Below are 21444 nucleotides of genomic sequence, written 5' to 3'. Positions count from 1 at the left end.
GTTTTATCATGCCCACCGACATTCCACCGGCGCCATCAGCCGCCACCCCTCTATTGACCCTGGACAACATCGGCAAGTCCTATGTCGGCCCCGTCCTCGGCGGCGTGGGCCTGCGCTTCGCCCCTGGCCAGGTGCTGGCGCTGACGGGCGAGAACGGCGCGGGCAAGAGCACCTTGTCGAAGATCATCTGCGGCCTGGAGCAAGCCACCACGGGCACGATGTTGCTCGACGGCAAATCTTACCAGCCCGCCTCGCGCGGCGCCGCCGAGGCGCTGGGCATCCGCATGGTGATGCAGGAACTCAATCTGATTCCCACCCTGTCGATCGCGGAAAACCTGTACCTGAAGAATCTGCCGCAGCGTTTCGGCTTCATCGACCGTACGCGCCTTGAACGCGATGCGCGCGAACAGATGGAGAAAGTCGGCCTGGGCGGCCTCGACCCGTGGACCCTGGTCGGCGAACTGGGCATCGGCCACCAGCAAATGATCGAAATCGCGCGCAATTTGATCGGTGCCTGCCGTTTGCTGGTGTTAGATGAGCCGACGGCCATGCTGACGCACCGCGAAGTGGAATTGCTGTTCCTGCAGATCGAGCGCCTGAAAGCGGAAGGCGTGTGCATCATCTATATTTCCCACCGCCTGGAAGAACTCAAGCGCGTGGCCGACCGCATCGCCGTGCTGCGCGACGGCCAGCTCGTGTGCGACGACGATATCGCGGGACACTCCGCCGCCGACCTGGTCAGCCTGATGGTGGGCCGTTCGGCCGACGACGCCGTCGACCTGAGCGGCCGCACCATCGGCGCACCGCTGCTGCGCGTGCGGGGATTGGCGCGCGGCAAGGTGGTCAATCCGACCTCGTTCGACTTGCGCGCCGGTGAAATCCTCGGCATCGCCGGCCTGATCGGCTCGGGCCGCACGGAATTGCTGCGCCTGATCTTCGGTGCCGACCGCGCCGACGCCGGTGACGTGTTCCTGGGCGACAGCGCAACGCCCGCCGCCTTGCACTCGCCGCAGGCCGCCGTGAAAGCGGGCATCGCCATGATCACGGAAGACCGCAAGGGACAAGGTTTGTTGTTGCGCCAGTCCATCGCGGTGAATACGACTCTGGCCTCGCTCGACACCGTCAGCGGCGCCGGCTGGCTCAACGATGCGGCCGAAGCGACGGTGGCCGACGACTACATCCAGCGCCTCGGCATCCGCTCGCGCAACAGCGCGCAAACGGTGGCCGAATTGTCCGGCGGCAACCAGCAAAAGGTGGTGATCGCCCGCTGGCTGTACCGCGACTGCCCCGTCATGCTGTTCGACGAGCCCACGCGCGGCATCGATATCGGCGCCAAGTTTGATATTTATCAGGTGCTGGCCGAACAGGCGCGCCAGGGCAAGGGCCTCGTCATCGTGTCGAGCGACTTGCGCGAACTGATGCTGATCTGCGACCGCATCGCCGTCATGAGCGCCGGCAGCATCGTCGACACCTTCGAGCGCGGCGCCTGGAGCCAGGACGCGCTGCTGTCGGCCGCCTTCTCCGGCTATTTGACCCCCACTTCCACTCCAGCTGCGGCCTGATCCGCCGGAAAGATTCCCATGACCACCCACTCCTCTCCTTCGTATCTGCAGCGCAGCCTGGCCGACCTGAAAAACTATGCGGGCCTGATCGGCGCCTTGCTGGCCATGTGCGTGCTGTTCTCGTTTGCCAGCGAAAACTTTTTTACTTTGGCGACGTTAAGTACCCTGTCGAACAACATCCCGACCCTGGTCGTGATGGCCGTCGGCATGACGTTTGTTCTGATCATCGGCGGCATCGATTTGTCCGTCGGTTCCGTGATGGCGCTGGCCGCTTCCGTGCTGTCGCTGGCCGTCGTGCACTGGGGCTGGCCCGTGTGGAGCGCGGCCCTGCTGGGCATGTTCGTCGCCGCCCTGTGCGGCGCCACGACGGGCCTCATTTCCGTCGGCTGGCGCATTCCCTCGTTCATCGTCTCGCTGGGCGTGCTGGAAATGGCGCGCGGCATGGCGTATCAAGTGACGAACTCGCGCACGGAATACATCGGCAGCGCCGTGGACGGCATCAGCTCGCCGATTGCGTTCGGCCTGTCGCCCGCCTTCATCGCCTCGATCGCCATCGTCGTCATCGGCCACCTGGTGCTCACGCGCACGGTGCTGGGACGCCACTGGATCGGCATCGGCACGAATGAAGAAGCCGTGCGTTTGTCCGGCATCAATACGAAGCCGTCGAAAGTGCTGGTATTTGCCTTGATGGGCTTTCTGGCCGGCGTGGGCGCGCTGTTCCAGGTGTCGCGCCTGGAAGCGGCCGACCCGAACGGCGGCGTGGGCATGGAATTGCAAGTGATCGCTGCCGTCGTGATCGGCGGCACGAGCCTGATGGGCGGGCGCGGTTCCGTCATCAGCACCTTTATCGGCGTGTTGATTATTTCCGTGCTGGAAGCGGGCCTGGCGCAAGTGGGCGTGTCGGAACCCGTGAAACGCATCGTCACGGGCCTGGTGATCGTCGCCGCCGTGGTGCTCGACACCTACCGCCGCCGCGGCGAACGCGCCTAAGCGCAACATCGCCCATGGCAACCATCAAGCAAGTGGCGCAGGCGGCGGGGGTATCGTTTACCACCGTGTCGCACGTCCTCAACAATACCCGCCCCGTCAGCGACGAGGCGCGCCGCGCCGTGCTGGCGGCGGCGGAGGCACTGCATTACGTGCCCAGCGCGCTGGCGCGTTCCTTGCGCAGCCGCAGCACGGGTACCATCGGCCTGATCATTCCGAATAATACGAATCCGTATTTTTCGGAAGTGGCGCGCGGTATCGAGGACAGCTGCTACGCGGCCGGCTACAGCGTCATTTTGTGCAATTCCGATGACGACCCCGTCAAGCAGCGCGACTACCTGAACGTGCTGCTGACCAAGCGCTGCGACGGCCTGATCCTGTCCGCGCTGGCCGACAGCGATGGCGAATTGCTGCGCAAGATGAAGGTGCCGGCCGTGCTGCTCGACCGCGCGCCCAGCGACCTGTCCATCGATGCCGTGGCCGTCGACAACCGCGCCGGCGGCGTGCTGGCCGCGCGCCATTTGCTGGACCTGGGACGCCGGCGCCTCGCCTGCATCGCCGGTCCCCGCGAAGTGAGCATTTCCAACGAGCGCATCGCCGGCGTGCGCAGCGCCATGGCGGACGCGGGCGTGGTCCTGGCCGAGACCCTGTGCCGCCACAGCGATTTTACGAGCGCGGGCGGCTATGCGGCCGCGCTGGACTTGCTGGCGCTGCCGCCAGGCCAGCGCCCCGACGCCTTGTTCTGCTGCAATGATCTGATGGCGTTCGGCGCCTTGCGCGCCGCCGCCGAGCGCGGCATCGCCGTGCCCGTGGACCTGGCCGTCGTCGGCTTCGACGATATCGACCTGGCCAGCTTCGTGCATCCGGCCTTGAGCAGCGTGGCGCAAAATACGCGCGAACTGGGCCGCATCACGGCCGCCTGCCTGCTGGCGCGCATCGCCGACCCCGCCTTGCCGCGCCAGCAGCGCAGCATTGCCCCCGAGCTGCACGTGCGCGGCTCCAGCGTGGCCGCCACCGTACCTTCTGCTGTACCTACTTCTTCTCCTGCAACTGAACTGATGGGAATGACATCATGATCGTGGTTATCGGCAGCATCAATATGGACCTGGTCTTGCGCGTGCCGCGCATGCCCCTCCCCGGCGAAACCCTGACGGGCGGCGCCTTTCGCACCATTCCTGGCGGCAAGGGCGCCAACCAGGCCGTGGCCTGCGCGCGCCTGAGCGGCAAGGTGGCGGGCGCCCAGCAAGTGGCCATGGTCGGCTGCGTGGGCGACGACGCCTTTGGCGCGACCTTGCGCGCGGCGCTGGTGGGCGACGGCATCATCGACAGCCACATCACCACCTTGCCGGGCGTGGCGTCCGGCATCGCCTCGATTCTCGTCGACGACCATGGCCAGAACAGCATCGTCATCGCCGGCGGCGCCAACGATTTGTTGAGCCCTGCGCACATTGACGCTGCGCAAGGTTTGATCGAACAGGCCGACATCGTCGTGCTGCAGCTGGAAACGCCGATGGACACCGTCGTGCACGCCATCAAACTGGCCCGTTCGCTGGGCAAGACCGTGGTGCTGAACCCGGCACCGGCGGCCAGCTTGCCGGACGGCGTGCTGGAACTGGTCGACTACCTGATTCCGAATGAAATCGAAGCGGCCATGCTGGCCGGCGTCAGCCCGGATGGCGCTGATGCCAAGGCGCTGGCCGCCGCGCTGCAAAAGCTGGGCAGCGACAACGTCATCATCACCCTCGGTTCCAAGGGCGTGCACGCGGCCCTGTACGGCGGCGACTTCACCTTCCCCGCCGAAGTGGTGCAAGCCGTCGACACGACGGCCGCCGGCGACACCTTCATCGGCGGTTTTGTGGCGGGCCTGGCGTCCGGCATGGACGAGGCGGAAGCGATCGGCCAAGGCCAGCGCGCGGCCGCCTGGAGTGTCACCAAGCCAGGCGCGCAAACCTCGATTCCCCACTTGCACGAGCTGTTCTAACGACACTACGCCCATGAAAAAATCACCGCTGCTCAATATCGCACTGTCGCAACTGATCGCTTCGCTTGGGCATGGCGACATGCTCGTCATCGGCGACGCGGGCTTGCCGTCGCAGCCGGGCGTGCCCCTGATCGACCTGGCCCTGACGCGCGGCATCCCCGGCTTCATCGATACCGTCAACACGGTATTGACTGAAATGCAGGTGGAATACCATTTGCTCGCCAGCGAGTTGCCGCAGCATAATTCGGCCATGGCGGCGCAGGTGGCGGCCTTGTCCCTGCCCGATGCGCGCCAGGTGACGCATGAGGAGTTCAAGCAATTGAGCAAGGGCGCGCGCGCCATCGTGCGCACGGGCGAGTGTAGTCCGTACGCCAACATCATTTTGGTGGCCGGCGTCGTGTTCTAGCGCAAACAATGGCGACATTGTTTGCCAAAAACATCAACGCTATTGTCCTCACTGAAATAGTTATCCATTGGCAAAAGGGGCGGCTACAATAGCCTTACCCCTGCCAGCTCGGCAGCTTCCTGTGGTGTTCCGCCATGCCGATGAAAGCCCCCGACGCTTTCCGCCTTGTCTTGCCGCTCGCCGGCAGGCTGGCGCGCGCCTGGCGCGGCTTAGTCTTCCTGCTGCTGTGCCTGGCCACACCAGCCCGGGCGCTGGAACCCGTTACCCTGCAACTCAATTTCACGCACCAGTTCCAGTTCGCCGGCTATTACGCGGCCATCGAGCAAGGCTATTACCGCGAGGCGGGGCTGGAAGTCAGGCTGGTCGAAGGTGCCGGCGGGCCGACAGCCGAGGCGGCCGTGCTGGCGGGCCAGGCCGAGTATGGCGTGGGCAACAGCACCTTGTTGCTCAGCCGGCTGGCGGGCAAGCCCCTGGTGGTGCTGGCCGTCGTGTTCCAGCATTCGCCCAGCGTGCTGCTGATGCGCCAGCAGGGCGGCGCGCCCGACGTGCGCAAGCTGGTGGGGGCGCCCGTGATGATCGGCGCGGCCGGCGATGTGGCCCTTGCCGCCGATGAAGTGTCGCTGTTCCTGGCGAAAATGGGCGTCGCGCCGCAGCAGATGCGCCACTTGCCGCCCAGCTACCGCATCGAAGATTTGATCGATGGCAAGGTCGACGCCATCGCCGCGTATTCCACCAACGAACCGGACTACCTGGACCGGGCAGGCTTTCCCTATTACCAGTTCACGCCGCGCACGGCCGGCATCGATTTCTACGGCGACAATCTGTTTACCAGCGAGCACGAACTGCGCCGCCATCCCGAGCGCGTCAAGGCATTCCGCGCGGCCAGCCTGCGCGGCTGGCAATACGCGATGGCGCACCGCGAGGAAATGGCGCAACTGATCCACGTCAAATACAGCCAGCGCCACGACCATGCCCACCTGCTGTACGAGGCGCAGCAGATGGAATTGCTGCTGCAGCCCGTGCTGGTGGAGCTCGGCTACATGAATCCCCAGCGCTGGCAGCACATCGCCGACACGTATGCCAGCATGGGCGTGCTGCCGCGCAATGCCACGGACAGCCGCGCCTACAAGGGCTTTTTGTACCGCCCCGTGCCGGGCGCCGACCTGGGCTGGCTATACCTGTCGCTGGGCCTGGCGGGCAGCTTGCTGGCCGTGTCGGCGGCCTTTCACTTCAACAACCTGGCCCGCGAGCGCCGCCGCACCGAGGAAACCATCCGCCAGGGGGAATTGCGCTTTCGCACCATGTTCGAGGAAGCGCCCATGGGCATCGCCCTGATCGATACCGTGAGCGGACAGTTTCTCGACATCAATCCACGCTACCTGGCCATCAGCGGGCGCAGCCTGGAACACATGAAGCAAACGAGCTGGATGGAGATCAGCCATCCAGACGATGTGCCCGGCGAGCAGGAGCAGGTGGCGCAGTTGCTGGCGCGTAGCCTGCAGGGCTTTCGCCACGCCAAGCGGATCGTCCGGCCCGATGGCGGCGTGGTGTGGGTCGATGCCTCGGTGACGGCCATCGCCACGGCGCGCCATGGCGGCCCGCACCACCTGTGCATGCTGGAAGACGTGACGGACAAGCGGCAAACGGAAGCGCTGATCTGGCAGCAAGCCAACTTCGATACCCTGACGCAATTGCCGAACCGGCGCATGTTCCACGAACGCCTGCGCCAGGCGCTGGCCCAGGGGCGGCGCGATACGAGCCGCGTGGCCATCCTGTTCATCGACCTCGACCATTTCAAGGAAGTCAACGACACCCTCGGCCACCACCAGGGCGATATCCTGCTGATCGAGGCGGCGCGGCGCATCCGCGTGGGCGTGCGCGAGACGGACACGGTGGCGCGCCTGGGCGGCGATGAATTCACGGTGATCCTGTCCGACCTCGATGATCTGCAGCAAGTCGACCGCATCGCGCGGCAGATACTCGACGGCTTGCTGGCGCCATTCCTGCTGGGGCAGGAGCAGGCGTTCGTCTCGGCCTCGATCGGCATCACCCTGTATCCGGACGACGCGGGCACCATCGAGGAATTGCTCAAGCACGCGGATCAGGCCATGTACGTGTCGAAAGGGGCGGGGCGCAACCGCTACAGCTACTTTACGCCCGCCATGCAGGTGGCGGCCGTCAACCGCATGCGCCTGGGAGCGGACTTGCGCACGGCCCTGCGCGAACAGCAGATGCAGCTGTATTACCAGCCCATCGTCGCGCTGCATGGTGGACGCATCGAGAAGGCGGAAGCCTTGCTGCGCTGGCACCATCCGCAACGGGGTCTCGTGTGTCCGCCGGATTTCCTCGCGCTGGCCGAAAGCAGCGGCCTGATCGTGGAGATCGGCGACTGGGTGCTGTGCACGGCGGCGGCGCAACTGCTGCATTGGCGCGCGCAAGGCCATGCCATCGGCTTGCCGGGGCTGCAACTGTGCCTGAACCAGTCGTCGCTGGAATTACAGCGCGAAGTCGAGGCGCCCGGCACCTGGCTGCGCCAGCTGGCGGCGCTTGGTGTGCCGGCCTCGGCCATCGTGCTCGACATGCGTGAAGATGTGCTTTTACCTGGCGGCACCAGCATGGCGCCCCGCTTGCAGCACTTGCGCGAAGCGGGCCTGCAGATCGCCCTGGACGACTTCGGCAGCGGCCATGCCTCGCTCACGCAGTTGCAGCAATGCGGCATCGATTACCTGAAGCTCGACGGCGTGCTGGTGCGCAAGCTGGCGCCCGGCAGCAGCGAGCTGGTGCTGTGCGAAGCCATCGTCACCATGGCCCACAAGCTGGGTTTGCGGGTGATTGCCGAAGGGGTGGAGACCGATGAGCAGCGCGCGCTGCTGCTGGAGATCGGCTGCGATTTTGCGCAAGGCGAGCTGTTTGCGCCGCCGCTGGCCATCGAAGCGTTCGATGCGCTGCTGCGCGCGCAGCGGCCCTTGCACCCTTGAAACAGGCATCGCCGGCCACCAGATATGACGCAAGCCTGCGGGACGGGGCTCCCGGCTTGAACGGGCTTATACTCGACGGGCTGGCGCCTGCGCCCGGCTTTGCTGTCACCGGTACCTACACCGGGAGCGCAGGCAGTATTTCTTCCATTCACTCAACTCGAGGTGACCTCATGGGCATTTTCAGCAATATCTACAACAAGATCTTCCACCATTCGTCCGACGCTGCCCCGGCAGCCACGCCAGCCGCCGCTACCGACGCGCCAGCGGCCGCCGCACCGACCGCTGCACCAGCGGCTGCCGTGCCGGTGGTGGACGTGGAAGTGGTGCTGGTCGACCTGGCCAGCAAGAACGCGGAAAAACTCAATTGGCGCACGTCCATCGTTGATCTGATGAAACTGCTTCAACTGGACAGCAGCCTGGCTTCGCGCAAGGAACTGGCACAAGAGCTGCATTTCACGGGCGACACCAACGATTCGGCCAGCATGAATATCTGGCTGCACCGCCAGGTGATGATCAAGCTGGCGGAAAACGGCGGCAAAGTACCGGAAGAGCTGAAGAATTAAGAACTGAACACCTGGCGGCGGCAGGGGTATCCACTGTCACCGCTATCCAATCCCGTGGGAACTGCCTATCATGGAGTTCCCATGGCGTCATGATAGCTAAAACTAATTGAAACTATTGTGACAATCAATTTTGCATATGGGTTAAAACCCCTTACACTAGAGTCTTACTGATTCACCACACGAGAGGAAATGAAATGTCGCTGATCAATACCCAAGTTAAACCATTCAAGGCAACCGCTTACCACAATGGCAAATTCGTCGATCTGACGGAAGCGTCGCTGAAAGGCAAGTGGTCGGTATTCGTCTTCTACCCAGCCGACTTCACCTTCGTTTGCCCAACCGAACTGGAAGATCTGGCCGATCACCACGCCGAGTTCCAGAAACTGGGCGTCGACGTGTACGGTATCTCGACCGATACCCACTTCGCGCACAAGGCATGGCACGACACCTCGGACGCGATCAAGAAAGTGCAATACGCACTGATCGGCGACCCAACCGGCGCCCTGTCGCGCAACTTCGAAGTCATGATCGAAGAAGAAGGCCTGGCACTGCGCGGCACCTTCGTCATCAATCCGGACGGCTTCATCAAAGTGCTGGAAGTGCATGACAACGGCATCGGCCGTGACGCCGCAGAACTGTTGCGCAAAGTCAAAGCCGCCCAGTACGTGGCGAACCACCCAGGCGAAGTTTGCCCGGCCAAATGGACGGAAGGCGCCGCAACGCTGACCCCATCGCTGGACCTGGTTGGCAAGATCTAAGTCTTGAAACCTTGCAACATCTAGCAGCAAACAAGTAGTTACCGCGATGCCGGACCGGGTGTCCGGCCCGGCATTCGCCTAAATATTTGTAGAAAAGGAAAAAATCATGTTAGACGCTACCCTCAAAACCCAACTGAAATCCTACCTGGAAAAAGTGGTGTATCCGCTTGAGCTGGTCGCTTCTCTCGATGACAGCGCAAAAGCCCGCGAGATGAAGGAATTGCTCCAGGAGATAGTCCTGTTGAGCGACAAGATCACGCTGGTCGAGCGCCTTGACGCTGGCGTACGGACCCCGTCGTTCAGCATCAACCGCCCAGGCACCGATATCGGCGTGCGTTTCGCCGGCGTGCCGCTGGGCCATGAATTTACCTCGCTGGTGCTGGCGCTGCTGCAAGTGGGCGGCCACACCATCAAGTTCGACGATGCCGTGATCGAGCAGATCCGCAACCTCGACGGCGACTACGAGTTTGAAACGTTTATTTCGCTCTCCTGCCATAACTGCCCGGAAGTGGTGCAGGCATTGAATGCCATGGCCGTGATCAACCCGCGCATCAAGGTCACCACCATCGATGGCGGCGTGTTCCCGCAAGAAGTGGAAGCGCGCCAGATCATGGCCGTGCCGATGATGTTCCTGAACGGTGAACACTTCGGCCAGGGCCGCACGAATGTCGAGGAAATCCTCGCCAAGCTCGACACCAACGCCGGCGCCCGCCAGGCCGAGGCACTGAACAAGAAAGACGTGTTCGACGTGCTGATCGTCGGCGGCGGCCCTGCCGGCGCGGCAGCGGCCATCTACGCGGCCCGCAAGGGCATCAACACGGGCGTGCTGGCCGAGCGTTTCGGCGGCCAGGTGCTCGATACCTTGGCCATCGAGAATTTCATTTCCGTCAAGGAAACCGATGGTCCGAAGTTCGCCGTGGCGCTGGAACAGCACGTCAAGGAATACGACGTCGACATCATGAACACGCAGCGTGCCGCCAAGTTGACGCCAGGCAAGCTGATCGAAATTGAAACGGCGAATGGCGCCGTGCTGAAAGCCAAGACCGTCATCCTGGCCACCGGCGCCCGCTGGCGCGAAATCAACGTGCCGGGCGAGAAGGAATACCGCAACCACGGTGTCGCCTACTGCCCGCACTGCGATGGTCCCTTGTTCAAGGGCAAGCGCGTGGCCGTGATCGGCGGCGGCAACTCGGGCGTGGAAGCGGCGATCGACTTGGCCGGCCTCGTGAAACACGTGACCCTGATCGAGTTCGGCGCGGAACTGCGCGCCGATGCGGTGCTGCAGCGCAAGCTGCACAGCTTGCCTAACGTGACGGTGATTACGTCGGCGCAGACCACCGAAATCCACGGCAACGGCAAGATCGTCAATGGCCTCTCCTACACGGACCGGGTCAGCGGCGAATCGAAGAAGGTCGAACTGGAAGGCGTCTTCGTGCAAATCGGCCTGGTGCCGAACACGGAATGGCTGAAAGGCACGGTAGCGTTGTCGCGCCACGGCGAAATCGAAGTGGACGCACGCGGCCAGACCTCGATCCCCGGCGTGTTTGCGGCCGGCGACGTCACCACGGTGCCGTACAAGCAGATCATCATCGCCACCGGCGAAGGCGCCAAGGCAGCCCTGTCCGCCTTTGACCACCTGATCCGCTCCGACGACGAGGAAGTGGTCGACGAGTCCGCCGCCAAGGAAGCACTGACGGCGTAACTATTTCAGCGTTGCGCTGTATCAAGAAAAAACCGGAACTGCCGCAAGGTGGTTCCGGTTTTTTTATGCGCGCAGGAAACTTAACTGCCCGCGTACAGCGGGTTGCCGGCCACATACACTTGAATCCCGTCGACGGGCATGTCCTTCGGCGCGATGTCGCTCAGGGCAAAGGCGGTCCTGTTATTAAAAGTTTGCACGTGCCACGTAAAACGCTGGCCGGCGCGCGCGATGGTGACGGTTTCGCCATGCGTGACGTTGATGTGGCGGGCGTCGGCCTGCAGCTCGATGCTGCGCTGGGCGGCGGCGTGGGGCGCGCTGCTGCCATAGTCGGCGGCCGTGCCCGTGGGGCCGGCGGCGAGGGCTGAGGCGGCACAGGTGGTGATAGCGGCGCACAAAATCGCCAGGGCGCGGCGGTGGGTGTTCAACATAGTAATCTCCAAGAATAAGCCAGACGCGGTGAATAAGCGCGCCGTGTTATGGGTAATGGCTGCACCGGGATCGCCGGTTTTTGCAACACGGCATCGTAAGCCGTCCTTGGTCGATCTGCAAAGCTGTATTTCCTGTCTATATTTCCAGCGTCGCCGCCAGCGGCACGTCCGGCGCCAAATGGCTGGTCAGCACGATGCATTGGCGCGCCAGGCGGGACGGTTCGGCCAGGCGCGCGCGTAGATGCGCCATGGCGGCCGCGTCGAGACCGTTGAACGGTTCATCGATCAGCAGCAGGCGCACGGGCAAGGCCAGGGCCAGCGCCAGTTGCAGCTTTTTATGCTGGCCCAGCGAAAGGGCGGTGATGCTTTGCTGCAAGGTCGACGTCATGGCAAACGCGCTCAGCTCGTCGTTCAGCAGGGCCTGGTCGCTGCCCGGATACAGGGCCAGGTGCAGGTCGAGAAACTCGTGCACTTGCAGCCAGGGCAGGGCGGGCGTGTCGCTGCCGCAATAGAAGGTCTGGGCACGGTAGGCCAGCGGCATGGCGACGCTGTCGACGTCATCGAGGCGGATGGCGCCGCGCGCGGGCAGCAGGGCGCCGCCCGCCAGCTTCAGCAGGGTCGTCTTGCCGGCGCCGTTCGCGCCGCGCAGCCAGGTGACGCCGGGGCCGAATTGCAGATTGCAGCCCTGGAAGACGCTGTGCGTGGGGAAGTGAAAATCGAGGTGCTCGAGGTGCAGCACGGGAGAAGGCAGGTTCAGTTCCATAATTCGCTTCCGATGGCGCTCAAGGCAAGGATGGAGAAAACGACGAGGACGACGCGCCCGCGCGCCGTGAGGCGGGGCAGGCCGACGATGGCCAGCAGGGCCGCGCTGGAGGTGACGGCGTAGACGCCGGTCACGCGCCGCTGCAGGACGGCTGGGTCGATGCAATACAGCAAGACGCCAGCGCCCAGCAGCACGGCAAACGGCGGCAGCAGGCTGGCGGCGCAGGCCAGGCGCGTCAAGGCCGTGCCGGCCAGGGGCCAGGCGGTCAATGCGGGGCGCAGTACGGCGATCTGCTCGCGCACGGCCTTGTCGCCCCGGTCCGTCACGATGACCAGGCTGGCGCTGGCCAGCAAACCGAGCAGCGGCGCGGGCACGAGCGGTGCGCGCAGCAGCCAGGCCAGCATGCTGGCGCCAGCCGTGGCCAGCAGCACGCTTTGCTGCAGGCCGATCACGTTTTCATTGCGCCAGAACGGCAGCCAGAACAGCTGGCGCCACAGGTACGCGGTGCGCCAGCGGGGCAGTTGCGGCACATACGCCGTCATCGTGGGCGGACGCGCCCTGTGTGCGGGCCGCGGCGCGCGCAGGCGTTGCGCCACGATGCGCGCCGTCAGCAGCCACGCCAGCAGCCAGATGGCGAGGGTAGCGGCCATGCCGGGCGCGGCAATGGGGCGCAGCCAGGGCGGAGACTGCAGCAGCCAGATGGTGGCCGAGACGGCATAGGCGAGGCCCAGCGGCAGCATCAGCAGGCCGGCCACGGCAATATCCGCTTGCCAGCGCAGGTGGAGCGGCAGGGGCAGCTGGCGCAGCCAGGCGGCGATGGCGGCGGGCAATAATCGCTTGCGCAGCAGCCAGGCGGGCAGGCATGTGAGCAGCACTTGCGCCGCCAGCAAGCCCAGGGCCGCTGGCCAGGGCAGGTTCATGGCGAGAAATCCCGGCAGGGCGATGACGCTGAGCAGGCCCAGCAGGACGGGGCCGGCCAGGAACACGAGAATTTCCATGGAACTGGCCAGGCTGGCGGCAAATTGCAGCAAAGCATGATGGGTCAGGCGCAAGCGCAGGGCGAGGTAGGGGGAAAAGCTGCGGGGCAGGCGCATCAGGCAGGAACGGCGGAGTCGGCAAGAGCGCTGATTCTAGTGCATTTGCGATCCCGGAATGGGAAAAGCCCTTCGGTTCCAGGAACCAAAGGGCTTTTCTTTTATTGGCGGAGCGGACGGGACTCGAACCCGCGACCCCCGACGTGACAGGCCGGTATTCTAACCAACTGAACTACCACTCCAAGCTCGTATGATCTGTGTTGCTGATCCATGAAGCACTGGATAATTTTCTGTTTGGTGGTGGGTGCTGAGAGGCTCGAACTCCCGACCTACGCCTTGTAAGGGCGCCGCTCTACCAACTGAGCTAAGCACCCGCATACCCAGAAAACTATCCCGACGTTTGTCACCACGTCTGGAAGAGGCACTATTATAGGGGGCGCTTTCATGCTTGTGCAACTATTCTTGAGGGCTAACAGCAGTTTTTTTGCTGAAAAGCGCAAAAATGTTCAGGCGAGGGGGGATTGGCGTGTTTTTGGGTTCTGAAATGGGAAAAGCCCTTCGGTTCCAGGAACCAAAGGGCTTTTCTTTTATTGGCGGAGCGGACGGGACTCGAACCCGCGACCCCCGACGTGACAGGCCGGTATTCTAACCAACTGAACTACCACTCCAAGCTCGTATGATCTGTATTGCTGATCCATGAAGCACTGGACAGTTTTCTGATTTGGTGGGTGCTGAGAGGCTCGAACTCCCGACCTACGCCTTGTAAGGGCGCCGCTCTACCAACTGAGCTAAGCACCCGTTGCTTGTCTCAGAAAACCATCCCGACGTTTGTCACCACGTCTGGAAGAGGCGCTATTATAGGACGGCTAAAATCCTTCTGCAAGCGCTTTTTTCACATTATTCCGTGATATTCCACTGCGACAGCATCCAGGCCATATTGAAGGCGTTTTCGGCAATGGCGTTATAGCGGCCCGACGCGCCGCCGTGGCCGGCACCCATATTCGTTTTCAGCAGCAGGGGATTGCCGTCCGTTTTATGCGCGCGCAGCTTGGCTACATATTTTGCCGGTTCCCAGTACATGACCTGGCTGTCGTTCAGGCCCGTCGTCACCAGCATGGCGGGGTAATTCTTGCGCGCAATGTTGTCGTACGGCGAGTAGCTGAGCATGTAGTCGTACGCGGCCTTCTGGTTCGGGTCGCCCCATTCCAGGTATTCTCCCGTCGTCAGGGGCAGGCTGGCGTCCATCATGGTGTTCATCACGTCGACGAAGGGCACGGCCGCGTGCACGGCGTGGAACAGCTCGGGGCGCATGTTGACGACGGCGCCCATCAGCAAGCCGCCCGCGCTGCCGCCCTGGATGATCAGGCGGTTCGGGCTGGTCCATTTTTCGCGCACCAGGTAGTCGGCGCTGTCGATGAAGTCATGGAAGGTGTTTTTCTTCTTCATCAGCATGCCGTCTTCATGCCACGCTTCGCCCATGTCGGTGCCGCCGCGGATATGCGCCTGCGCATAGATGACGCCCCGTTCCAGCAGGCTGATGCGGCTGATGGAAAAAGTGGCTTCCGTCGAGATGCCATACGAGCCGTACGAGGACAGCAGCAGCGGCGCGGAACCGTCGAGCTTGACGCCCTTCTTGTAGACGACCCACAGCGGCACTTGAACGCCATCGCGCGCCTTCACCCACAGGCGCTGCGTGGTGTAGCGGCTGCCGTCGAAGCCGCCGACGATTTCCTGCTGCTTCAGCACCGTGCGCTTGCCATCTTTCATGCTGACGTCGATGATGGTGGGCGGCGTGACGGGCGACTGGTACGACATGCGAAATTGCGTGGCGGAAAACTCCGGCGTGCCGGCTGCCGTGGCCAGGTAGACGGGGTCGTCGAACTGCACCGTCTTCCAGTTCTTTTGCGCAAAATCAAAGATGCGCGCGCGGTTCAGGGCACGCGCCTTTTCCATCACCACCAGGTAGCCCTGGAACATGTCGATGGACTGGATCACGGCATCCTTGTTGTGCGGCACGACGGGCTTCCAGTTCTTCGGCTGCGGCGCGGACAAGGGCGCGCTGACGACGCGGAAATTCTTCGCTTCCTTGTTGGTCAGAATGTACAGCTGGCCGTCGCGGTGCTCGATGCCGTAGCGGTGGCCTTTTTCTCGTTCCAGCACGCTCTGGAAACTGCCTTGCGGCTTGCTCGTTGGCAGCAGCAGCACTTCGGTCGTATCCGTGCTGCCCGAGGTGAGCACGAAGAACTGCCTGTCGTGCGTGCGGTCCACATGGATGGCGAACTGTTCCACCGGCTCGTGGTAGACCTGTTGCGGCGCGCTGCCCAGGGCCAGGCGGAACACGCGGTCCGAGCGCTTGGTGGTGGCGTCTTCCTGCGCCAGCATCAGGGTGGCGTTGTCGGCCGCCCACGCCAGCGAGGTCACGCGCGGCATGCTGTCGCCCAGCAATTTTCCCGTCTTCAAATCCTTGACATGCAGCTCGTACTGGCGGAAACCCGTCGTGTCGGTGGTGTAGGCCAGCAACTGTTCATTCGGGCTGACGCTGAAGGCGCGTACGGCAAAGAACTTGTGGCCTTCGGCCAGTTGATTCTGGTCAAGCAAAATCTCTTCGGTCGCCTGGGCGTCATACGCGCCCTTCGCGCCCACGGGGCGGCGGCAATGGATCGGATATTGCTTGCCCGCTTCCACGCGCGTGTAATAGTAGAAATTGCCCTGGCGCGCGGGAACGGACAGGTCCACTTCCTGCATGCGTCCCTTGACTTCCGCAGTCACCTTGTCGGCCAGCGGCTGGATCGGCGCCGTGACGGCGGCCGTGTAGGCGTTTTCCGCATTCAGGTAGTCGATCACGGCAGGATCGGTCTTCTTTTGCAGCCAGCGGTAGTCGTCCGTGACGACCGTGCCGTGGCGCGTTTCCTGCCAGGCCGTCTTGGCGGCGACGGGGGCGGTGGCCGTGGCGATGGTGGTGGCGTCGGCGGCCAGCGCGGATGGCGCCAGCGTGGACAGCAGCAGGGCCGGCAGGATGGATGAGCAGGCGGCAATGCGGCGCAAGGCGTAATGTGCTGTGGACAAGGCAACTCCTTCGGTTCGTTGTTGTGCAGCGATTCTATTCTTGCTAAATCGAAAAGCCAATCATGATTTCAGTCAACACGGCGCGGCGCTTGCATCCACGGGCATTTCCAGCGATACTGTATATAACAACAGTATTTAACTGCATTCCGCCGCGAGGTGCCCTTGACCACATCTGCCTCCCCCCTTCTTGAGCCGCCCGCCCGCCGCTGGATAGCCCACCTGGACATGGACGCCTTCTTTGCCTCTGTGGAACTGTTGAAATATCCCGAATTGCGTGGCGAAGCCGTCGTCATCGGCGGCGGGCGCTTGCAGCAGCCCGTGCTGCAGGAAGACGGCACGCGGCAGTTTGCGCGCATGCGCGACTACGTGGGGCGCGGCGTCGTCACCACCTCGACCTACGCGGCGCGCGCGTTCGGCGTGTTTTCCGCCATGGGCATCATGAAGGCGGCGAAACTGGCGCCCGACAGCATCCTGCTGCCCGCCGATTTCGAGGCGTACCGCGAGTATTCGGCCCGCTTCAAGCAAGCCGTGGCCCAGTTGTGCCCCATCATTCAGAACGTGGGCATCGATGAAATCTATGTCGACCTGACGGAATACGGCGAGCAGGCGCCGGCCATGGCGGCGCGCCTGAAGGCGGCCGTGTCCGAGGCGACGGGGCTGTCGTGCTCGATCGGCCTGGCGCCCAACAAATTGCTGGCGAAAATCTGTTCCGACCTGGAAAAACCCGACGGCCTCACCATTTTGTCGCCCGAGGATGTGGAAACGCGCGTGTGGCCCTTGCCCGCGAAAAAGATCAACGGCATCGGCCCGAAGGCGACGGCCAAGCTGGAAGCCCTGGGCATAGTCACCATCGGCGAGCTGGCGCAAGCCGACCTGGCCATGCTGCGCACGCAGTTCGGCGACCTGTACACGGGCTGGCTGCGCCAGGCGGCGCTGGGCATCGATGAGCGGCCCGTGCAGACGAGCCGGGAAACCAAGTCCGTCAGCCGCGAAACGACGTTCGAGCGCGACTTGCAGGTGGTGCGCGACCGCGCCACGCTGTCGGAAAAGCTGGAAAGCCTGTGTACGCGCGTGGCGGGCGACCTGGATAAACAGTCGCTGGCGGGCCGCACGGTGGGCATCAAGCTGCGCTTCGAGGATTTCAGCACGGTCACGCGCGACATCACCTTGCCCAGCGCCACGGCGGACGCCGCCGCCATCCTGCGGGCCAGCCGCGATTGCTTGCGGCGCGTGCCATTTGAAAAGAAAATCCGCCTGCTGGGCGTGCGCATCTCGACCTTGTCCGATCCGGCCGTCGTGATGCGGCAGGCGCCGGCCCAGGCGGAGCTGTTTCCCGCCCTGTAGCGGCGTTTCCTACAAGATACATACCGCGCCAGACCGCGCTTTTGACGGCATTTCTATGTCGAAAGTGTAGAATGGCGTTCCCCTGGCACTACTGAAACAAACGGAAGACAAAAACTATGTGGTTCAAGAATCTTCAGATTTACCGCCTGCCCGCACCATGGGCCTATACGCCAGAACAACTGGAAGAGGCCTTGTCCTCGAACAAATTTACGCCGGCGACCAGCATGGATCTGATGCGCCAGGGCTGGGATACGCCACGCCCGAACGGCGGCCTGGTTCACGTGGTCAACAAGCAGATGCTGATCTTGCTGGGCACGGAAAAGAAACTGTTGCCGGCCACCGTCATCAACCAGGTGGCCAAGGCCCGCGCCGCCGAGATGGAAGAAGCGCAAGGCTTTGCGCCCGGTAAAAAGGCCATGAAGGAATTGAAGGAACGCGTGGCCGACGAGCTGCTGCCGCGCGCCTTCAGCATCCGCAGCAACGTCTGGACGTGGATCGACCCCGTCAATGGCTGGCTGGTGGTCGATGCGGCCAGCCCGGCGAAAGCCGATGAAGTCATCAAGCTGCTGCTCAAAGCCGTGGATAAACTGCCGCTGGAAAGCCTGCGCGTGCAGCGCTCGCCCGTGGCGGTGATGACGGAATGGCTGCAGGCCGACGATGCGCCGGCCGGCTTCACGGTCGACATGGACACGGAATTGCGCGCCACGGGCGAGAGCAAGGCCACCGTGCGCTATGTGCGCCACACCCTGGAAGCGGACGACGTGCGCCGCCACATCGCTGCCGGCAAGCAGTGCACGCGCCTGGCCATGACGTGGAACGACAAGATTTCGTTCGTGCTGACGGAATCGCTGGCCATCAAGAGCGTCAAGCCGCTGGACGTGATCAAGGAAACGGAATCGAGCACGAAGAACGACGAAGAGCGTTTCGACGGCGACGTGATGCTGATGACGGGCGAGCTCTCCAAGCTGATGGCCGACGTGGTCGAAGCCCTGGGCGGCGAAGCGACTGCATAACAGCAGATATATCGGTACGGAAAAGGAGCTGCGGCTCCTTTTTTTTCGCCAGGGCAATCTGTGGGCGCATAAAAAAAGCGCCTGGCACGGTGAAGTGCAAGGCGCTTTCGGACAAGCTAATTCACAACGTCAAATTAGAACTTGTAGTTGCCGGTGATGTAGAACGAACGCATCATTGGATCGGCGTAGCGTGGGTCGAAACCAACCTGGTGGCCCGACGAAGCGCGCAGCGACAGCGGCGGTGCACGGTCGAACAGGTTTTTGATGCCTGCGCGGATCGTGGTTTGCTTGTCAAAGGCGAAACGTGCTTGCCAGTCGAACGTCGTGTACGACGGTACTTGCAGGCGGAAACCCTTCACTTCTTTTGCGGCGGCTACGTCATACACAGTAGCGGCTGCATCGGTGTAGCCGTTACGGTAGTTGACCGTTACCGTGTTGCTCAGGCGGCCCGTATCCAGGGTCGTCGTCAGCTTCATCAGGTTGCGGAACGTGACTTCGTTGGTGTCGCCGAAGAAGTCCATGTTGCTGGTGTACACGCTGTCGCTGCCTGCCTTGGTGTAGTTGGCGTGCAACATGTGCGTACCGCTCAATTGGGCGGTCAGCTTGCCGAAGGAGAACTTGTGGTTGGCCGACAGATCCCAGTCGATGCCACGGTATTCCTTCTTGCCGATGTTCACCGAGCGCTTCTTGAACGCGTAGTAGACGTTGCCGGTCGTAGGCTCCTTGTAGGTCGAGAAGCTTGCAGCGTACTTGTCCGGATCGGCAAATGCCTGCTCTTCGGTGATTTCCGAGACGGCATTGCGCAGTTTCACATCCCACAGGTCGGCGCCGAACGAGAAGGCCGAGCTAGGTTCGACACGGAAACCCAGGGTGAACTGTTTCGATTTTTCCGATTGCAGTTCTGGATTGCCTTCCGATACGGCGTTGTATTGAATTGGTTCGCCGCGGCACAGTGCGTTACCCGGGTGTGGGCAGTCAAATGCCTTGGCGGTAAAGCCGGCGTTGACCAGTGGCTGGGCGATGTCCAGCATGCTTGGCGCCTTGAAGCCCGTGCCGTAGGAGCCGCGGATCAGCACGGTTTGTACCGGCTGCCAGCGTGCCGATACCTTGTAGGTATTGGCGCTGTCTTTTTTACCGACGGTTTTGCTGTTCCGCTTGTCATCGATCGCCTTGACAGCATCGTAACGGCCACCGACGGTCATTTCGAACGACTTGGTCAACGGTGCCAGCAACTCGACAAACGCGCCGTAGGTGTCGCGGCTCATGTCGTAGGTAGCCTTGGTGTTGAAGCTGTAGATGTCGTCACCGGTGGCGCCTGGCGACTGCTCATAGCGGTAGGTGCGGTAGTCGCCGCCGATACCCAGGCTGGCCTTGCCGCCTGGCAAGGAGAACAACTCACGCGAACCGTGCGTGTCGACGCCGCGCATCGTGGTCGATGCGGTACGCACGGAGCCGACGAACTGCGCGCCGGCGACTTGCGCTTGCACGGATGGCTTTTTGTTCAACGCGAACGCATCGAAATCCGGATTGGCCAGGATGTCATTGAAGCCCTGATTCGTCGCGTAGCCGCCCGTGTAACGCTCGTCGATCGAGTTTTGCGACCAGGTCAGGCCGCTTTCGAAGTTCCACGCGCCCAGTTCGCCTTCCACGCCAACCACCATGTGCTTGGTTTGGGTAACGGTCTGGCTTGCGCGCAAACCGAAGTCGCTGCTGCGGTAGTTGGCCGTGATCGATTTGATGTTTCCCTGTTGCGCTGGCGACAGGTAAGGTTGCACGTATTTCGCGTAGGCAGCTGGATTGTTGAACACCAGCTCGTCAACGTTGGTTTTAGGGTTTTTTACCGTTTGCGCAATCGAGATGGGGATCGGGTTGGCGGCGATACGCGCCGTCAGGTCGTAGCGCGAGTAGGCCAGTTCGGCGAACGCGTTCAGGCTGTCATTGAGCTTGTACGTTGCTTTGGAAAACAGGCTGTCGCGTTTCGATTGCGGCACGATTTCCACGGTGGAACCCGTGTCGAAGCCGCAACTGTTGCGATTTTTGGGCGTGACGTAGGAATTGTCAGGGCAATTTCCGTTGTTTTGCTTCAGATATGGGGTGAACGAGGTCGAAGTATTATCTTTGTAGGCAACAGTGGTGCCTGCTGCCGAAGCCGAGGGGCTGGTGCGGTCCCAGATATAGTTCTTGCCGCCGCGGTTGAATTTCAGGAAAGAAGTATTGGCGAAATCGCGGTCGGTCGCGATCAGTTTCGACTGCTCATCGTGGCGGTACGATACCAGCACGTTGAAACGGTCTTCGTCCAGGTCGCCGAAACCATAGGTGACGCTGGTGTTCCAGGCGTTGCCGCCCTTGTCTTCCGGACCGCCGTAGGTGGCTTCCAGGGTGGCGCCTTGCTGGTTTTTCTTCAGGATGAAGTTCAGTACGCCGGCGATGGCGTCCGAGCCGTACAGGGCCGAAGCGCCGTCGGTCAGGATTTCGACGCGCTCAACGGCGCTCATCGGAATGGCGTTCAGGTTGACCGTGGTGCCGGAGCCTTGTGGCGCGATGCGGCGGCCATTCAGCAGTACCAGGGTGTAGGACTCGCCGATACCGTGCAGCGAAGCACTGGTATTGCCACCCGAGTCGGAACCTGCTGCGACTGCGCCGATGGTGAAGCCTTGCATGGCTGGCAGGGCCTGGATCAGGTCGGCTACCGAAGTGGCGCCCGATTTGGCGATCGCTTCTTGCGACAGGCGCTGTACAGGCAAGGCGCCTTCGACAGCGATACGCTTGATGCTCGAACCGGTAATTTCAACTTTTTGAATTGCTTCGTCCGCCATGGATTGGCCAGAGAACAAGACGCTACCTGCCAGAACGGTCAGG

Annotated in this window: 16 protein-coding genes and 4 tRNA genes; 11 read left to right on the top strand and 9 right to left on the bottom strand. The window is 62.7% G+C overall.

All coding sequences use genetic code 11. The annotated features are described in order from the left end of the window. The first annotated feature begins 8 nt into the window (after positions 1-8). The 9 genes from BZG29_RS00375 to ahpF all read left to right on the top strand — a co-directional run bounded on the left by BZG29_RS00375 (position 9) and on the right by ahpF (position 10937). On the top strand, positions 9-1562 hold the full coding sequence (locus BZG29_RS00375; RefSeq protein WP_077398197.1) for a sugar ABC transporter ATP-binding protein: 1554 nt from the start codon (positions 9-11) through the stop codon (positions 1560-1562). 18 nt (positions 1563-1580) lie between these two features. Beyond that, on the top strand, positions 1581-2552 hold the full coding sequence (locus BZG29_RS00370; protein WP_077398196.1) for an ABC transporter permease: 972 nt from the start codon (positions 1581-1583) through the stop codon (positions 2550-2552). A 14-nt stretch (positions 2553-2566) separates the two neighbouring features. Then, positions 2567-3625: a LacI family DNA-binding transcriptional regulator gene (locus BZG29_RS00365; RefSeq protein ID WP_077398195.1), complete on the top strand. Its 1059-nt coding sequence runs from the start codon at positions 2567-2569 to the stop codon at positions 3623-3625. Then, positions 3622-4530, top strand: coding sequence for a ribokinase (gene rbsK, locus BZG29_RS00360; RefSeq protein ID WP_077398194.1), 909 nt, complete (start codon positions 3622-3624; stop codon positions 4528-4530). The genes BZG29_RS00365 and rbsK overlap by 4 nt, the downstream gene beginning before the upstream one ends. Before the next feature lie 13 nt (positions 4531-4543). After that, positions 4544-4936: a D-ribose pyranase gene (gene rbsD, locus BZG29_RS00355; protein WP_077398193.1), complete on the top strand. Its 393-nt coding sequence runs from the start codon at positions 4544-4546 to the stop codon at positions 4934-4936. A gap of 134 nt (positions 4937-5070) precedes the next feature. Beyond that, complete coding sequence (locus tag BZG29_RS00350) at positions 5071-7914, top strand: EAL domain-containing protein (protein WP_077398192.1); 2844 nt, start codon at positions 5071-5073, stop codon at positions 7912-7914. Between the two features lie 170 nt (positions 7915-8084). Then, entirely contained in the window at positions 8085-8477 is a 393-nt protein-coding gene (locus tag BZG29_RS00345) for a DUF3597 domain-containing protein (RefSeq protein ID WP_077398191.1), read from the top strand. Between the two features lie 194 nt (positions 8478-8671). Then, positions 8672-9235: an alkyl hydroperoxide reductase subunit C gene (ahpC, locus tag BZG29_RS00340; RefSeq protein WP_077398190.1), complete on the top strand. Its 564-nt coding sequence runs from the start codon at positions 8672-8674 to the stop codon at positions 9233-9235. 106 nt (positions 9236-9341) lie between these two features. Further along, complete coding sequence (ahpF, locus tag BZG29_RS00335; protein ID WP_077398189.1) at positions 9342-10937, top strand: alkyl hydroperoxide reductase subunit F; 1596 nt, start codon at positions 9342-9344, stop codon at positions 10935-10937. Positions 10938-11017: 80 nt separating this feature from the next. Here ahpF and BZG29_RS00330 read toward each other — a convergent pair whose 3' ends face one another. From BZG29_RS00330 to BZG29_RS00295, 8 genes are all read right to left on the bottom strand, one after another. Then, on the bottom strand, positions 11018-11365 hold the full coding sequence (locus BZG29_RS00330) for a CzcE family metal-binding protein (RefSeq protein ID WP_077398188.1): 348 nt from the start codon (positions 11363-11365) through the stop codon (positions 11018-11020). A gap of 136 nt (positions 11366-11501) precedes the next feature. Continuing rightward, positions 11502-12128 (bottom strand): ATP-binding cassette domain-containing protein, encoded by a 627-nt coding sequence (locus tag BZG29_RS00325; RefSeq protein ID WP_077398187.1) that lies wholly within the window; start codon positions 12126-12128, stop codon positions 11502-11504. Then, the gene (locus BZG29_RS00320; protein ID WP_253192735.1) at positions 12119-13222 is read right to left on the bottom strand and encodes a hypothetical protein; all 1104 of its coding nucleotides are present in this window, start codon (positions 13220-13222) and stop codon (positions 12119-12121) included. The genes BZG29_RS00325 and BZG29_RS00320 overlap by 10 nt, the downstream gene beginning before the upstream one ends. Before the next feature lie 105 nt (positions 13223-13327). Beyond that, positions 13328-13404 (bottom strand) — tRNA-Asp (locus BZG29_RS00315). Between the two features lie 56 nt (positions 13405-13460). Then, positions 13461-13536, bottom strand: a tRNA-Val gene (locus BZG29_RS00310). A 217-nt stretch (positions 13537-13753) separates the two neighbouring features. Further along, positions 13754-13830: transfer RNA gene (locus BZG29_RS00305), tRNA-Asp, on the bottom strand. A gap of 54 nt (positions 13831-13884) precedes the next feature. Continuing rightward, positions 13885-13960, bottom strand: a tRNA-Val gene (locus BZG29_RS00300). A 99-nt stretch (positions 13961-14059) separates the two neighbouring features. Beyond that, positions 14060-16228 (bottom strand): S9 family peptidase, encoded by a 2169-nt coding sequence (locus BZG29_RS00295; protein WP_077398186.1) that lies wholly within the window; start codon positions 16226-16228, stop codon positions 14060-14062. A 225-nt stretch (positions 16229-16453) separates the two neighbouring features. On the opposite strand from BZG29_RS00295, the gene dinB reads away from it, so the two are divergent. Next, entirely contained in the window at positions 16454-17572 is a 1119-nt protein-coding gene (dinB, locus tag BZG29_RS00290; RefSeq protein WP_253192920.1) for a DNA polymerase IV, read from the top strand. Positions 17573-17688: 116 nt separating this feature from the next. Continuing rightward, positions 17689-18585: a recombination-associated protein RdgC gene (locus tag BZG29_RS00285; protein WP_034754435.1), complete on the top strand. Its 897-nt coding sequence runs from the start codon at positions 17689-17691 to the stop codon at positions 18583-18585. 134 nt (positions 18586-18719) lie between these two features. On the opposite strand, the gene BZG29_RS00280 is transcribed toward BZG29_RS00285, so the two are convergent. Beyond that, entirely contained in the window at positions 18720-21401 is a 2682-nt protein-coding gene (locus tag BZG29_RS00280; protein WP_253192734.1) for a TonB-dependent receptor, read from the bottom strand. Between the last annotated feature and the right edge of the window lie 43 nt (positions 21402-21444).

The organism is Janthinobacterium sp. LM6 (assembly GCF_002002885.1).
Taxonomy (GTDB): Bacteria; Pseudomonadota; Gammaproteobacteria; order Burkholderiales; family Burkholderiaceae_D; genus Janthinobacterium; species Janthinobacterium kumbetense.
Note: the sequence above shows the minus strand (reverse complement) of the source record. Positions and strands in the feature narration are given on the sequence as shown.

Excerpts from the sequence above, each read along its gene's own strand:
- BZG29_RS00375 (WP_077398197.1), top strand. The coding sequence starts at position 9 with ATGCCCACCGACATTCCACCGGCGCCATCAGCCGCCACCCCTCTATTG.
- BZG29_RS00370 (WP_077398196.1), top strand. The coding sequence starts at position 1,581 with ATGACCACCCACTCCTCTCCTTCGTATCTGCAGCGCAGCCTGGCCGAC.
- BZG29_RS00365 (WP_077398195.1), top strand. The coding sequence starts at position 2,567 with ATGGCAACCATCAAGCAAGTGGCGCAGGCGGCGGGGGTATCGTTTACC.
- rbsK (WP_077398194.1), top strand. The coding sequence starts at position 3,622 with ATGATCGTGGTTATCGGCAGCATCAATATGGACCTGGTCTTGCGCGTG.
- rbsD (WP_077398193.1), top strand. The coding sequence starts at position 4,544 with ATGAAAAAATCACCGCTGCTCAATATCGCACTGTCGCAACTGATCGCT.
- BZG29_RS00350 (WP_077398192.1), top strand. The coding sequence starts at position 5,071 with ATGCCGATGAAAGCCCCCGACGCTTTCCGCCTTGTCTTGCCGCTCGCC.
- BZG29_RS00345 (WP_077398191.1), top strand. The coding sequence starts at position 8,085 with ATGGGCATTTTCAGCAATATCTACAACAAGATCTTCCACCATTCGTCC.
- ahpC (WP_077398190.1), top strand. The coding sequence starts at position 8,672 with ATGTCGCTGATCAATACCCAAGTTAAACCATTCAAGGCAACCGCTTAC.
- ahpF (WP_077398189.1), top strand. The coding sequence starts at position 9,342 with ATGTTAGACGCTACCCTCAAAACCCAACTGAAATCCTACCTGGAAAAA.
- BZG29_RS00330 (WP_077398188.1), bottom strand. The coding sequence starts at position 11,365 with ATGTTGAACACCCACCGCCGCGCCCTGGCGATTTTGTGCGCCGCTATC.
- BZG29_RS00325 (WP_077398187.1), bottom strand. The coding sequence starts at position 12,128 with ATGGAACTGAACCTGCCTTCTCCCGTGCTGCACCTCGAGCACCTCGAT.
- BZG29_RS00320 (WP_253192735.1), bottom strand. The coding sequence starts at position 13,222 with ATGCGCCTGCCCCGCAGCTTTTCCCCCTACCTCGCCCTGCGCTTGCGC.
- dinB (WP_253192920.1), top strand. The coding sequence starts at position 16,454 with ATGGACGCCTTCTTTGCCTCTGTGGAACTGTTGAAATATCCCGAATTG.
- BZG29_RS00285 (WP_034754435.1), top strand. The coding sequence starts at position 17,689 with ATGTGGTTCAAGAATCTTCAGATTTACCGCCTGCCCGCACCATGGGCC.
- BZG29_RS00280 (WP_253192734.1), bottom strand. The coding sequence starts at position 21,401 with ATGGCGGACGAAGCAATTCAAAAAGTTGAAATTACCGGTTCGAGCATC.